The organism is Algoriphagus algorifonticola (assembly GCF_007655305.1).
Taxonomy (GTDB): Bacteria; Bacteroidota; Bacteroidia; order Cytophagales; family Cyclobacteriaceae; genus Algoriphagus; species Algoriphagus algorifonticola.
Genome location: NZ_VLOG01000012.1, coordinates 27,075 through 40,981 on the forward strand (window position 1 = coordinate 27,075; position 13,907 = coordinate 40,981).

Genomic DNA, 13,907 nt, shown 5'->3' on the forward strand with positions numbered 1-13,907 from the left:
CTCCTTTATCAAAGGGGGTAGGGGGATTTAAGTAGAAATACAATTGAAATAAATAGAAATATGCCTGTGACGAAATGGATAAAGAAATACTGTAGAAATAGTTAGAAATACGCCTTCGGCAAAATATATATTCCCGACAAAGTTTTTGAGTTTCAATAGAGAAGATATTTTTCAAGATAAATTAAGAAATGCCTTCAGCGAGATAAACCATTCAATCAAAAAGGTATTAAACCAAATTATCTCTCAAAAAATGGATTAGGGGAAATGAAGTTCAGGATCAAAAATCAGTCAGAAAACAAAAAAAGGCGTTGATACGCCTTTTTTATTCTCCATGCATCATTGCTTTTTTAGCAAGTAGCTCTTCTTCTGTTTCCCGATGATCTGGATCATCTACGCAGCAGTCCACTGGACATACTGCAGCACATTGTGGCTCTTCGTGAAAACCATTACACTCCGTACATTTTGCAGTGACGATGTAATAGAATTCATCAGAAACAGGCTCCTGCTTTTCATTCGCATCTACAACTGTTCCGTCTTCTAATGTTACTTCTTTAAGGCTTGTTCCGCCTCCCCAAGTCCATTCTACACCACCTTCGTAGATTGCTGTATTCGGACATTCTGGTTCGCATGCACCGCAATTGATGCATTCGTCTGTTATCATTATTGCCATAACTCACTCTATTTGTTCCAAAAGTAATAAGCTTAACACAGACCCACAATAAAAAGTTGTCATACTAACTAATTTAAAATAATTCTTATTTTGTTCTAAGGGTTTCTGGTAAATTTGCGGGCATGATGGAATTGGAAAAAAGAATCAAGGCTTTTGCTTCTCTCGGAACATTACTTTCAAACCTAGCACCAAATCAAAAAGAAGATTTATTCAGAAGATCAGAAAATCGAAACAACTGGTTTACTGCTGAAAGTTGCGAGCAGGCGCTGAATGGGTTGGCATTTATGCTACAAGAGTCCAAGTTACGAGCATGGGTTTCCAAGTACGAATTCCCTCAATATTCGTCTCCAAAAGACGTGGGAGTCCTGATGGCTGGTAATATCCCGGCGGTAGGTTTTCATGATGCCATGGCGGTTCTTCTTTCCGGAAATAAACTCAGTGCAAAATTAAGTTCTGCAGATGAAGTCCTTATGAAGTGGCTTTTGCAGCAATTGATCCAACTCGAACCTGAATTCGAAAATCTGATTGAATTCAGTGATATGTTGAAGAACAAAGACGCCTACATCGCTACAGGTTCAGATAATTCCGCCAGATATTTCAACTACTATTTCGGAAAATATCCATCAGTTATTCGGCAAAACAGAACTTCGGTAGCCATCTTGGAAGGGGATGAAAATCGGGATGACTTAGTCAACTTAGGCAAAGATATTTTTAGCTATTATGGTTTGGGATGTAGAAATGTCTCGAAAATTTTCATCAGAAATGAAGAGCAATTGCAGCAATTATTGAAAGAACTTCAGATTTTCGCTGAAAAGGCAGAGCATCATAAATACTTGAATAATTACGATTACAACAAGTCCATTTACCTCGTTAATCAAGATTCGCATTTGGATAATGGTTTTTTGATCCTGAAGGAAAGCCAAGATCTCGTTTCTCCAATAGCTGTTCTCTATTATGAATTGTATTCATCCAAGGAAGCTTTAACTGGAAAAATAGATAGCCTCAGTTCTAAAATCCAGTGCGTGGTGGGGAATATTGATCATGGAATTGCAAGCGTCCCTTTTGGCCAAGCTCAAATGCCAGAACTTTGGGATTATGCAGATGGAGTGGATACCTTAGAGTTTTTAACAAACTTGGAAGATTAATTGCTGAGAGGAAGATAAAGGCAGAAGGTAGTTCCTTCTCCTAAAATAGAATCTACCTCAAGTTTACCATTGTTCTTTTTAACATATTCTCTCACCAAAACCAAACCAAGGCCAGTTCCGCTTTCATTATTCAGACCTCTGGTCGTAAATGAAATTCCCTCTCTGATTTTTTTCAGGTTTTCATTTGAAATACCTACTCCAGAATCTTTTATACAGACTTTGACCTCTTTGGATAGTCTTTTTGCGGTCAGTTTTATTTTGCCACCGGCTGAGGAGAATTTTACGGCATTGTTGATCAAATTTCTCAACACCAAATCAATCATATTTCGGTCCGCCAAAATCTCGATGCTGTCTTCACTTTCAAGTATGATTTCAATTTTTTTCTCCTGAGCTATTCTATCCAATAATTTTTGCTGCTGTGTAAGTAAGGTGACTATATTAAAAGTTTGGATCTGAATATGTTCCCCTCTCAATTGGCTGCTTGCCCATGCCAATAAGTTTTCCAAAAGAATGGCTACTTGCTCCATGTTTTTGGAAACTTCAGGAAGCATAGTTAAAAATTCTTCCTTACTGATAATATTACTTTGGGTCATGTGGATTAACTCCTTCACACCGAAAATTGGGCCTTTCAAATCATGTGAAATAATACTGAAAAATTTGTCTTTTAGCTCATTCAGCTGAATCAAATCATTGGCCTGTTGCCTCAGCTGATTGTTTACTTTTATTTGCTCGGTCTGATCGTCTAAAAGTATGATGACTCCATAAAAGCCTGAAGTCTTATCAAGCATAGGAATGGATTTCACTCGAATGTTTACCTCTTTTCCATTCTTTTCGGTGTTGATCAATAGTATAGTTTCTTCTGCATCTTGAAGAATTTTATAAATTTCTTTTCTCTCATTAAATAATGTAGCAGCCGGAACTCCAATTTTTATTTGGTTTTCTTGGAAGCAAAACTGCTTAGCTGCAGGATTGAAATCGATCAGCTTTTCATTGCTGTCAAAAACCAAAACTCCTACTGTTAAGGACTCCATGATCCGATTTTGTGCCACAGGCTTAAGGCTGAAAAGCCTGTACCTGATGATGGCGAAACCTAAAATCAAATAAGTGAGCAGAAAGGCATAGGGTGTAAGGTCTATTTCCGAAAATGGCTTAATGATTCCAACTTGATAGAAGAGATTAAAAATCAAGGGAAAGAAACCTGAGGCAATCAGAAATATACTTTGAGTTTGATAGAGAGGATCTGCATTTTTGAACCTGCTCCACAAAATCAAAGTGCCTAATAGAAATGCTATATAGGAATATATAGTATGGATATAATACCAAGGGCCAAACTCTATATCCAAAAGGGGAAATGGGCCTGAATTGGAAATGCCAACTGAGCTATAGTGGAGATGATGGTAATCATTGGTTAAAACCATCAAATATGTTGTAATGGGAATCAAAAAAACAGAAACTAGAACAGCGGGTTTCGACCATTTTTTGTATCCCGTGTAAATCATGGAAAAAACTAACCAAGCTGCTGGGGTAAATGAAATTCCAATGTATTCCAGATAAATCAGCTTGATCATTTGATCTAAACTAGTGCTAGCTAACTCTAATCCATAAAAAAATCCCCAGATAGTCATCAAAAACATGGTCAGAGCCATCCATCTGGTTGAATCGCTCAATTTAAAAGCGATGTATAATGACAGTCCACCCACCAGAAGACTGGATATAATCAGGGAAGTTGAAAATGCGTTGTGGATAAATTCCATTTATTTTTGCATTCAGCGAATTGAGGTAGCAGTATTTTGAATTTTTGGGTGATTACTCAAAAGATGCTACTTTAAAGGTCTAACTAATAAACTCAAAATCTTTGAAATCAGAAAAAAATCAAGCCTCAATTCTTTCTCCGTTTAGCATTGTTTTGGCCTTAAGCCTTTTCTGCTTCTTAATGGCTGTTTTCAATTTGATGGGAGAGGGGCAATCTGTCGGTGAAAGCCTCAAGCAATCACTGAATTTCTGGAAAGATGGCTTTTTCAGTTTATTGGATTTTACCATGCAGATGATGATGATTTTAGTTTTTGGCTATGCCATAGCTATTTTTAAACCTATCCATGCTTATTTAAGAAAGATTTCGAAAATCCCTTCCAGCCCTCTATCTGCAATCTTGTTTACTGCCTCTATCACCATGGTGGCGGGACTTTTAAACTGGGGTTTTGGATTGATCATAGGGGCATTACTGGCAAGGTTTGTTTACTTGGCCATGGAGGAAAAAGGGGTTAAAATCAATCCTGCATTATTAGGAGCTTCCGGATATTTGGGAATGGCAGTTTGGCATGGAGGGCTTTCAGCTTCCGCACCCTTAAAAGTCGCTGAAGAGGGACATTTTTTAGCCAGTCAAATTGGTACTGTTTCAGTATCAGAAACACTTTTTACCAGTTTCAATGTGACAATGACAGGTGGATTAATCTTGGTTTTCTTAGTAACCTTGATTTTTCTTTCCCGCAAAGATTATCCTTATCATAAACCCACTTATAGCCATCCACTCAGACCAATTCCTCAAGGTGAAATTGGGAATTTGGCTAGGTGGACAGGGCTGGTGATTCTTCTTGTTTTCGGCTTACAATTTTTAAAATTGGATGCTTTGGGACTGGGTTTTCTTAATTTAAACTTGGTGAATTTTCTCCTTTTTGGGATTACACTATTCCTGTATAAAAATCTTCAAAGCTTTACCGAAGCAACAACGGAGGGAATCAAGAGTTCGGTAGATATTTTCATTCAGTTTCCATTTTATGCGGGGATTTTGGGTTTGGTAACTTATTCTGGATTACTGGAATCAGTTTCACTTTTCTTTCTGGAAACGACCAGCCAGGCCTTTTTTCCAGTATTGACTTTATTCTCTGCTGCGATTGTTAATTTATTGGTGCCATCTGGAGGAGGTCAGTGGGCGGTTCAGGGACCTGTAATCATGGAGGTTGGTAAGTCCTTGGGATTAGATTCTGGAAAATTGATCATGGTTTTTTCTTACGGAGATCAAATCAGTAATCTCTTACAACCATTTTGGGCTTTACCGCTTTTGGCGATTACTGGTTTAAATGCCAGAGATTTACTCAGGTATACCTCTTGGCTGTTTTTGATGGGAACGCTCTTTTTGGCCTTTTCTGTCTACTTTTTCTTCTAAAGAAGCTGCTCTAGTCTAAAATGGTTTTAAATAAGGATGAACCCCTGTTTTGAGGTTTTGTCTGGTTATCTTTTTCAGCTTGAAGTTCCTATATTTGCACCGAAAATTTTGAACCTTTTACACACCTAAATCCAATACAATGGCTTTTGATATTGAAATGATCAAGGAAGTGTATGCCCGCTATCCTGAAAGAATAGCTGCTGCCCGTGAGGCAGTTGGTAGGCCACTTACCCTGACAGAGAAGATTTTGTATTCACACTTAAGTGAGGGTACTCCTTCACAGGCATACGAAAGAGGAAAATCCTACGTGGATTTTAAGCCGGATCGTGTTGCCATGCAAGATGCTACCGCTCAGATGGCACTTTTGCAATTCATGCAAGCCGGAAGAGATCAGGTGGCTGTTCCATCTACTGTTCACTGTGATCACTTGATCCAGGCAGAAGTTGGTGCGGAAAAAGATTTGAATAAAGCAAAAGATAAAAACCGAGAGGTTTACGACTTTTTAGCGTCAGTTTCCAATAAGTACGGAATTGGATTCTGGAAACCGGGAGCTGGAATTATTCACCAAGTAGTATTGGAGAATTATGCTTTTCCTGGTGGAATGATGATTGGAACAGATTCTCATACTCCAAATGCAGGTGGTTTGGGAATGGTTGCCATCGGTGTAGGTGGAGCGGATGCTTGTGATGTAATGGCAGGCTTGCCTTGGGAACTAAAGTTTCCAAAGCTGATCGGTGTGAAGTTAACCGGGAAAATGTCTGGATGGACTTCAGCTAAAGATGTTATTTTGAAAGTTGCTGGTATTCTAACTGTAAAAGGTGGAACCGGAGCAATTGTAGAATATTTCGGTGAAGGTGCTAGATCTCTTTCTGCTACAGGTAAAGGAACGATCTGTAACATGGGAGCTGAGATTGGTGCTACCACTTCTATTTTCGGTTATGACGAAAAGTCTGCTGCTTACCTTCAGGGAACTGGCAGAGCTGATATCGCTGAGTTGGCTAATGGCATTGCAGCTCACTTAACAGGAGATGACGAGGTATATGCAAATCCTGAGCAGTACTTCGATCAGGTGATTGAAATCAACCTTTCTGAATTGGAGCCACATGTGAATGGACCATTCACTCCGGACTTGGCTTGGCCTATTTCCAAATTTGCAGCTGCAGTTAAGGAAAACGGTTGGCCAGCAAAATTGGAGGTTGGCTTGATCGGTTCTTGTACCAACTCTTCTTATGAAGATATTTCCCGTGCTGCTTCATTGGCACAGCAAGCTGTGGACAAGAAGTTGGTTGCCAAATCTGAATACACAATCACACCAGGCTCTGAGCAGGTAAGATACACCGTTGACAGAGATGGTTTCTTGGATACTTTTGGGAAAATGGGAGGAGTAGTTTTGGCAAATGCTTGTGGTCCGTGCATCGGACAGTGGGCAAGACACGGTGCTGAAAAGCAGGAGAAAAACTCCATTATCACTTCTTTCAACAGAAACTTTGCGAAGCGAGCTGACGGAAATCCAAATACTCACGCATTTGTGGCTTCTCCTGAAATCGTTACAGCCTTGGCAATTGCCGGTGATTTGACTTTCAATCCACTGACTGACACTTTGGTTAATGAGGAAGGAAAATCAGTGAAACTGGATGAGCCTAAAGGATTGGAATTGCCAACCAAAGGCTTTGCGGTAGAAGATGCAGGCTACCAAGCTCCTGCAGAAGATGGATCCAAAGTAGATGTAATTGTTTCCCCAACTTCAGAAAGATTGCAACTTTTGGAATCTTTCCCAGCTTGGGAAGGTACTGACCTGAAAGGCTTGAAGCTTTTGATCAAGGCAAAAGGAAAATGTACTACTGACCATATTTCCATGGCAGGTCCTTGGTTGAGATTCAGAGGCCACTTGGACAATATTTCCAATAACATGTTGATTGGTGCAGTAAATGCTTTCAATGATTCTACCAACAAGGTAAAAAATCAATTGACTGGGGAATATGGAGAAGTTCCTGCAACTCAAAGACATTATAAGCAGCATGGAATCGGAACTGTCGTAGTAGGAGACGAAAACTACGGAGAGGGTTCTTCAAGAGAGCATGCTGCAATGGAGCCAAGATTCTTGGGAGTGAGAGCTATTTTGGTAAAGTCCTTTGCCAGAATCCACGAAACCAACTTGAAAAAGCAAGGTATGTTGGCATTGACTTTTGCGAATGCTGCCGATTATGATAAAGTATTGGAGGATGATTCTATTGATATTCTTGGATTGGAATCATTCGCTCCAGGAAAGTCTCTTCAGGTTGTTTTACACCATGCTGATGGTTCTTCTGACACAATTGAAGTAAATCATACCTATAATGAAGGACAGATTGAATGGTTCAAAGCAGGTTCTGCATTGAACTTAATCAAAGCAGGTTTATAATTTTACTTCAATCCTAATGATAGAAACCGTGGTTTATAAGACCACGGTTTTTTTTATTTTTGGACATGCAATATATGAGAAAGCTAATTTTAGTCTTAGTTTGTTTGATTCCTGTTCTATGTTTTTCTCAGGAAAAAATAGAAAGGGAAAAAAGAGTTGACGAAAAAGAAGTGCCCAAAGCTGCAATTGAATGGCTATATGATGCATTCGAAGAAATAAAAAAGCCAAAATGGTATCAGGAATTTTTTGAGTCAGGATATTCCTTTGAAGCCAAATTCTTCAAGGATGGAAGGTATTTCAGTGTGGAATTTGATTCTTTGGGAATCATTCAGGATGTGGAAATTGAAATACCTTTGGACGAAATTCAACCAGAGGTTCAAAAAAATCTTACTGCTTATTGGGAAGAAACTTATAGTGATTTCAAATTGATAAAAATCCAAAGGCAGTATTCAGGTGAGCCAGATGATTTGGAGGATTTTTTTGATGAGAACGAAGTGGAGAATATTTTGGAGCAATATGAGATAGAATATATAGGTAAGGAAAAAGATGGTGATGAAGAAATATGGGAAGCCACCTTTGACGCTCAGGGGAAATTTATATCCAAGCGGGTCGTAATAGTGAGAATAATGGATAACCTGATTTTTTGATGAAAGTGGAAAAAACTGAGACGAATTCTAAATCCTCCTTATCAAGAATAGAAAAAAAATGGACTTTTCTTTTGCAATTTTCTGAAAAGGAGAGAGCAAGACAAAGTTTGGGTTTGAATTCAAGTATCAAAAAGTATATCCTCGTTTTATTCTTGTTTTTTTCGTTTTTAGGAAAACTATTTGCTCAGGAGCAGGTTTTTTTCTTTGGATTCTTTCCGGAGGCTGCGGTTACTAAAAGTCTTTCGAATGGGAAGAAGGTCAATTTTAAGGTTGAGAATCAGGAAACCTTCTTTAGAAACACAGCTAGAGAAGGGGAGCAATGGGATGTAAGACATTACCGGACTGATTTGATGGTTTTTTATAGTTGGCAAGCAAGTCCTGTGATCAATTTGGCCATCGGTGCTTTTCATAGAATTCAGGACGGGGCCAACGCTAATAGGGTTATTCAGCAAATGGCTTTTCTCCAACGTTTAAGATCTTTGAGAATAGCTCACAGAATTCGGACGGATCAAACTGCTACACGAGGAGAGTCTTTAGAGTGGAGGTTGAGATATAGAGTGGCATTGGACATCCCTCTCGATGGAAAAACCCTAGATCCGGGCGAAAATTATTTGGTACTCTCCAATGAACCTATTTTTAGCTTGCAGGATGGGGAGTTTGAATTGGAAAACAGGCTTGTGTTTACCCTAGGGAAATTGATCAATGAAGAGCAAAAACTTGAATATAGTATCGATTATAGAACAGATGGATTTTTCCAAGAAGGCTTCAGAACCCGCTTATGGGCAAAAATTGGCTATTTCTATAATTTTTAAAACATTTTTTTGGGTTTGAAAAGTAAAATACTTGCTATGAAATACAAATTGCTGTATGTTTACCCTATGAATATGAATTGGATGATTCTAGGAATAAAAAAGTAGGACTTCAATTCAATCAAAAACCTAAACAAATGCAGGAAAGGGGTATCAACAGTACTTTTAAAAAGATCATTTACGAGTCTTCGGAAATGGTGTTTTTGGCTGATGATACCTATCCGTACAATATCTTTTATGCCAATGAATCCTTCGAGGAATTTATTGGAGAAAGTCTCAAAGAAAGAAATCTTGTAGGCTTAGGATTAGATATCAATGCATACATTTTTAAGGAGGAACTGATTCTTACCCATGGTGATAAGGATTATTCTTTTCGCCTAGAGCTCCCGCAAGAAAGTTCTTCTAATTACTTTTTATTTTATAAGGGAAAAGAAGTTAAAACTCATGGGCTGCCGGGAAAGCGGGAAATTCAGCAGTTTTTTAAAAATGGTCTAGATCTAATCGCTATCGGGCAGCATGATTTCCTGACTTATCTTAATGCTGCAGTTAAACCAATTCTGGGATATGATCCAGCCGAATTGATGAATACCAGTCTATGTCCCTATTTGCATGAAGAGGATTTAGAAAAAATCAGATCATTTTGGAAGAGTAAGCGAAAGCAGGATGAACTTGGTTTCTTTGAATCACGGGTAAAATGTAAAGATGGTTCATATAAGTATTTAGAGTTTTCAGTCCAGTTTACGGCTGAATATTTTTATTTAATAGGGAGGGATAAAACTGAGTTTTACAGTGAATCTGTAAAAACAAAAAGACTCAATCAGCTTAGAAAAAAAGGTTCGGAATTAGCTAGAGTAGCTACATGGTCTTTTGATCCCGAGAGCTCTACATTTGAATACGATGCGGTTGCCAACCTAATTTTTGAAAAGCAGGAGGATCTAAAAGTCAATTTTGAAAATTCCTTTTCAGAGAAACTGACCGATAAAAGGAGCGAGAAAAAATTGGAATTCGAATTACTTGAATCTGAATTGGGGGTTGTGGCGGAATACCACGATGCCATTCAGGGAACAGGATTTTGGTTGGGCGTATTATCTGATCTTTCTGAAAAGAAAAATATTGAGAGATCAGGAGAACTGCTCAAAAATATTCTTTTAAGCTCCCCAGACCCGATGCTTGTAGCTCGACCGGATGGGGAAATCTACCTCTGCAATGAAGAGGCGAAAAAACTTTTGGGAGTAGAAGAGAACCGAAAATTTGAGCATTTAAGTGAGCTCAATGTACTTTTTGAAGAGAGTGATGAGTGGAAAGACTGGATTGATACACCAGCAAACGAGGAAGGTTCCAGACGATTTTCCACATTACTGATCAGTAATCTGGGCAAGCAACTCACTTTAGAGGTAGCAGCTAAGTCTTTGCAAGAGAAAGAGGAAAGCTTTGTGGTGCTTTCTTTTAGAAATATTTCTGAGAAGGTGACACTGGAGAAGACTCTTGAGGAAAGCAGTGATTTCTTGATGAATTTGACTGAGCAAGTTCCAGGAGGCCTTTACCAATTAGTTTTGGATCAAAACGGAAAAATGAGCTTCTCATTCCTTTCCAGAGGAATTGCTTCGGTTTTAGGACTTACTCAGACTGAAATTGAAAAGTTTGAGGATATTTCAGGAGCTATATCCAGAGTGCATCCAAATGATTTACCACAAGTGATCATGACTTCGGTGGCCTCTGCCAGAAAAGGAGAGCCTTGGCAATGTCAGTTTAGAGTGAAAGACAATTCCGATTCTGAAGGATATCGATGGGTATTAGGTGCTGCGAGACCCCAAGCACTGGAAAATGGAGATATGGTTTGGTATGGATATTTGACAGATATCAGCCAACAAAAAGAATTTGAATCCAAACTCGACGAAGCAAGAAGAACAGCGGAAAAAGCCAGTCAAATCAAGTCTGACTTCCTTTCTATGATTAGCCATGAGTTGAGAACTCCATTGAATGCGATTTCAGGATCTGTTTATTCCTTATTGCAGGAAAATCCGAATACCTCCCAAAAGAGTGCTTTAAACACGATAAATTTTGCTGTAGAGAATCTGATCATCATGATCAATGATTTGCTTGATTTCCAAAAAATCGAAGCAGGCAAACTGACTATAGAAAAGGCACCTTTCAATTTGAGGAATTTAGTAGAGCAGGTGATGAAAGGTTTGTCTTTCCATGCGAGAGATAGTAAAAATGATTTGCAACTTCACCTAAGTGAAGGTTTGGACATGAGGGTAAATGGCGATAAAACCAGACTCTCTCAAATCATGAATAACTTGATAACCAATGCTCTCAAGTTTACTCATGAAGGAAATGTGGATGTCAGCATTAAACTTCAGGATTTAAAGAATGGCAGAGCTAAGGTATATTTTGAAGTAAAAGATACGGGAATCGGAATCGCACCTGAAAATCAAACGAAGATTTTCAACGATTTCGATCAAGTAAAGCCAACTTTCAGCACCAAATACGGAGGAACCGGGCTTGGACTATCTATTACCAGGAAATTATTAAATCTGATGGGAAGTACCATTGCTTTGGAATCTGAAGTTGGTAAGGGCTCCCGCTTTTTCTTCGAATTAGAGCTTGAAGTTTCTGATCAGGAAGTTCAAGTGGAGAAGCCTGTTACAGGTTCAACTCAGGACTTTTCAAAGCTTCATTTGTTGATGGCAGAGGATAATGATGTCAATGCCTTGGTATTAGGGAAAATTATCAAAAAGTGGGGATATACTTTTGACAGAGTAGGAGATGGAGCCCAGGCAGTTGAGATTTTAAAAGATCATCAATACGATTGTATTTTGATGGATATCCAAATGCCAGTTATGGATGGCTTCGAGGCCACTCAAGAGATCAAGAAAAATATTGATACTCCGGTAATAGCTTTAACAGCTGCAGCCAAACTGGAAATCATGGAGAAAATAGAGGAATGTGGCTTCGACGGGTTTGTAGCAAAGCCAATCGACGCAGCTGAACTCCTAAAGAAAATCAAGGAAGTAATTTCTGAGAAAAATTAAAGTTCTAGCGCTTTTTGATAGTATTCTTCTAGTAAATCCATCTCAGGATAATCTTCATACAATTCTTTCAAATACGACAAAGCAGATATTTTATCTCCTGTCATTACATAATAAATCCCCTTATTTCTCAAAGCAAAAGGATTATTAGAATTCATCTGAAGACTTTGATTGATTAGGTCCAAGGCTTCTTCTTTATTTCCTAAGAATAGAAGGTATAATCCTTTATTATTATAATAATAGGCTTCTCTATTGTTGAGGCTTATCGCTTTTTCTACAGCATTTAAGGCCAGCTGATAATTTCCTTCATCAAAGGAAATCATAGACCTTAGATTGTGAAGATTAGGTTCATTTGGATTTATCTGCTCCGCTTTATCCAATAATTCTGAAGCTTTAGCATACTCATCTTGGTAATAATAAATCGTAGCCTGGTTGACTAATAGATCTGAATTTTCAGGATTAAGCTCTAATGCTTGTTGAAAAGAATTGAGAGCAAGTTCATAATCCTCCAGTTTTTCTGCTACCAAGCCACTTAAAAAGAAGCCTTGCCAATTATCCGAGTTGTTTGTAGTCATCCATTCGGCATCGGTTCGGGCTTTGTAAAATTCTCCATTATCCAAATAACTCAGTCCTCTTTGGAAGTAAGCGTCCACATAATTGTTTTTGTATCTGATGGCTTGGGAAAAATCTGCAATAGCCTCTTCCAGCTGGTTTAATTGTAAATGAGCCACTGCCTTATTAAACCAGGCATCTGCATAAGTGGAATCAATATCCAATGCTTCCTGGTAAAATCCTAAAGCTGATTTAGGATCATTTTCTTCCAATTTTTCATTCCCTTTCAAAAGGAAGCGACCCTTTCTGTCTTCATCAGAATCACAACCAATTAGAAAAAGGATTAAAATTAATTTTAGTATGCTATTCTGAACTTTCATTGTCAGCTTCGGGCTTTTCATTTTTCTGTGTTTTTTCTTTTTCCTCACCCATGAGGTATGCAAAAGGCTTGGTAGTTTCGCTCAAATCAAATATTTCGCGCAAGATTGCCATTGCAGGAATAACCAATATCATACCAGCTACTCCCCAAATTGTTCCGCCAATTAATAATCCCAAAAAGGTGATGAAGGCATTGAGGTTAACGTTGCCTCCTACAATTTTTGGAGTAAGAAAGTTGCCTTCCAGCATTTGAATAATTTGGTAACAAACAATCACGGCAACCGGATAAAACAAACTGTCCTTTGTCAAAAAGGAATAAATGACAGGCAGGAGGACTCCGAAAAAGGGGCCTACATAGGGTATAATATTCAATAATGCTCCTAAGACTCCGAAGAAAATTGCATGTTTGATTCCTAATGCTGAATAGGCCGAAATATTCAGAATAGCCAAGATGATCATAACTTTTCCCACTCCGACGATATAGTGTAGAATGACCTTTCTTAGACTGGTGATACGCATTTTAACCAAGTTGGGGTCTCTATCTCGGTAGATCATGATCATCATTTGAGTCAAATGATGCCTATACAGCAGAAAAAAGAACATGAAAACTGGTATAAGAACCAATCCCGAAAGAGATCCCACAGTTTTCATGGCGAAATCTGAAATGCTAGAGCTATTTTCTTTAAGTAATCCTTTGAGATAATCCGTATTGGCTTTATTTCTTATCTCATAATCCATTTGAAAAGTGGATTGGGTCCACTCGTCTATTCGCTGAGCATAGGTATTGATTTTACTCGTGACATCATCGAAGTCACTGGTAAATGAGGCCACATTCCCAACAATAAATGATAAAAGACCTCCAACAATTAAGGTCATGCATAATAGAGAGATGACCGAGGATAGAATTTTCGGTACTTTCTTACTCTCCATCCATTTGCTGAAAGGAGTAAAAAGGATTGCGAAGAACCCACCTAGAAAAAGAGGGATCAAAAGGCTTTTTCCGACAATCAAAAAGAAGGTCAATACGATGATGAAGACCATCACGGATAAAGCACTCAGATAAGTCGGAATTTCAAGCTTTTTGATGCTCATTTCAATCGTATTTCTCCG

Annotated in this window: 10 protein-coding genes; 6 read left to right on the forward strand and 4 right to left on the reverse strand. The window is 38.4% G+C overall.

Annotated features, from left to right (window positions below; translation table 11 throughout):
• Positions 1-322: 322 nt before the first annotated feature.
• Positions 323-670, reverse strand: coding sequence for a 4Fe-4S binding protein (locus tag FL972_RS02205; protein WP_091649774.1), 348 nt, complete (start codon positions 668-670; stop codon positions 323-325).
• A gap of 122 nt (positions 671-792) precedes the next feature.
• Between FL972_RS02205 and FL972_RS02210 the strand changes: the two genes are divergently transcribed.
• A complete protein-coding gene (locus FL972_RS02210) occupies positions 793-1,815 on the forward strand; it encodes an acyl-CoA reductase (RefSeq protein ID WP_317129915.1) in 1,023 nt (340 codons plus the stop codon).
• Here FL972_RS02210 and FL972_RS02215 read toward each other — a convergent pair.
• The gene (locus FL972_RS02215) at positions 1,812-3,569 is read right to left on the reverse strand and encodes a sensor histidine kinase (protein ID WP_144603032.1); all 1,758 of its coding nucleotides are present in this window, start codon (positions 3,567-3,569) and stop codon (positions 1,812-1,814) included. The genes FL972_RS02210 and FL972_RS02215 overlap by 4 nt on opposite strands.
• A 101-nt stretch (positions 3,570-3,670) precedes the next feature.
• On the opposite strand from FL972_RS02215, the gene FL972_RS02220 reads away from it, so the two are divergent.
• The 5 genes from FL972_RS02220 to FL972_RS02240 all read left to right on the forward strand — a co-directional run bounded on the left by FL972_RS02220 (position 3,671) and on the right by FL972_RS02240 (position 11,870).
• Positions 3,671-4,978, forward strand: coding sequence for a TIGR00366 family protein (locus FL972_RS02220; RefSeq protein ID WP_144603035.1), 1,308 nt, complete (start codon positions 3,671-3,673; stop codon positions 4,976-4,978).
• Positions 4,979-5,117: 139 nt separating this feature from the next.
• Entirely contained in the window at positions 5,118-7,379 is a 2,262-nt protein-coding gene (locus FL972_RS02225; RefSeq protein ID WP_144603039.1) for an aconitate hydratase, read from the forward strand.
• A gap of 74 nt (positions 7,380-7,453) precedes the next feature.
• The gene (locus FL972_RS02230; protein ID WP_144603042.1) at positions 7,454-8,026 is read left to right on the forward strand and encodes a hypothetical protein; all 573 of its coding nucleotides are present in this window, start codon (positions 7,454-7,456) and stop codon (positions 8,024-8,026) included.
• Positions 8,026-8,838: a DUF2490 domain-containing protein gene (locus FL972_RS02235; RefSeq protein WP_144603045.1), complete on the forward strand. Its 813-nt coding sequence runs from the start codon at positions 8,026-8,028 to the stop codon at positions 8,836-8,838. The genes FL972_RS02230 and FL972_RS02235 overlap by 1 nt, the downstream gene beginning before the upstream one ends.
• Before the next feature lie 134 nt (positions 8,839-8,972).
• Positions 8,973-11,870 (forward strand): ATP-binding protein, encoded by a 2,898-nt coding sequence (locus tag FL972_RS02240; protein WP_144603049.1) that lies wholly within the window; start codon positions 8,973-8,975, stop codon positions 11,868-11,870.
• Here the strand turns inward: FL972_RS02240 and FL972_RS02245 are convergent.
• Entirely contained in the window at positions 11,867-12,820 is a 954-nt protein-coding gene (locus tag FL972_RS02245) for a tetratricopeptide repeat protein (protein ID WP_250161266.1), read from the reverse strand. The genes FL972_RS02240 and FL972_RS02245 overlap by 4 nt on opposite strands.
• On the reverse strand, positions 12,783-13,889 hold the full coding sequence (locus tag FL972_RS02250) for an AI-2E family transporter (protein WP_144603053.1): 1,107 nt from the start codon (positions 13,887-13,889) through the stop codon (positions 12,783-12,785). The genes FL972_RS02245 and FL972_RS02250 overlap by 38 nt, the downstream gene beginning before the upstream one ends.
• Between the last annotated feature and the right edge of the window lie 18 nt (positions 13,890-13,907).

Coding starts and splice junctions, on each gene's coding strand:
- FL972_RS02205 (WP_091649774.1), bottom strand. CDS start 670: ATGGCAATAATGATAACAGACGAATGCATCAATTGCGGTGCATGCGAA.
- FL972_RS02210 (WP_317129915.1), top strand. CDS start 793: ATGATGGAATTGGAAAAAAGAATCAAGGCTTTTGCTTCTCTCGGAACA.
- FL972_RS02215 (WP_144603032.1), bottom strand. CDS start 3,569: ATGGAATTTATCCACAACGCATTTTCAACTTCCCTGATTATATCCAGT.
- FL972_RS02225 (WP_144603039.1), top strand. CDS start 5,118: ATGGCTTTTGATATTGAAATGATCAAGGAAGTGTATGCCCGCTATCCT.
- FL972_RS02230 (WP_144603042.1), top strand. CDS start 7,454: ATGAGAAAGCTAATTTTAGTCTTAGTTTGTTTGATTCCTGTTCTATGT.
- FL972_RS02235 (WP_144603045.1), top strand. CDS start 8,026: ATGAAAGTGGAAAAAACTGAGACGAATTCTAAATCCTCCTTATCAAGA.
- FL972_RS02240 (WP_144603049.1), top strand. CDS start 8,973: ATGCAGGAAAGGGGTATCAACAGTACTTTTAAAAAGATCATTTACGAG.
- FL972_RS02245 (WP_250161266.1), bottom strand. CDS start 12,820: ATGAAAAGCCCGAAGCTGACAATGAAAGTTCAGAATAGCATACTAAAA.
- FL972_RS02250 (WP_144603053.1), bottom strand. CDS start 13,889: ATGAGCATCAAAAAGCTTGAAATTCCGACTTATCTGAGTGCTTTATCC.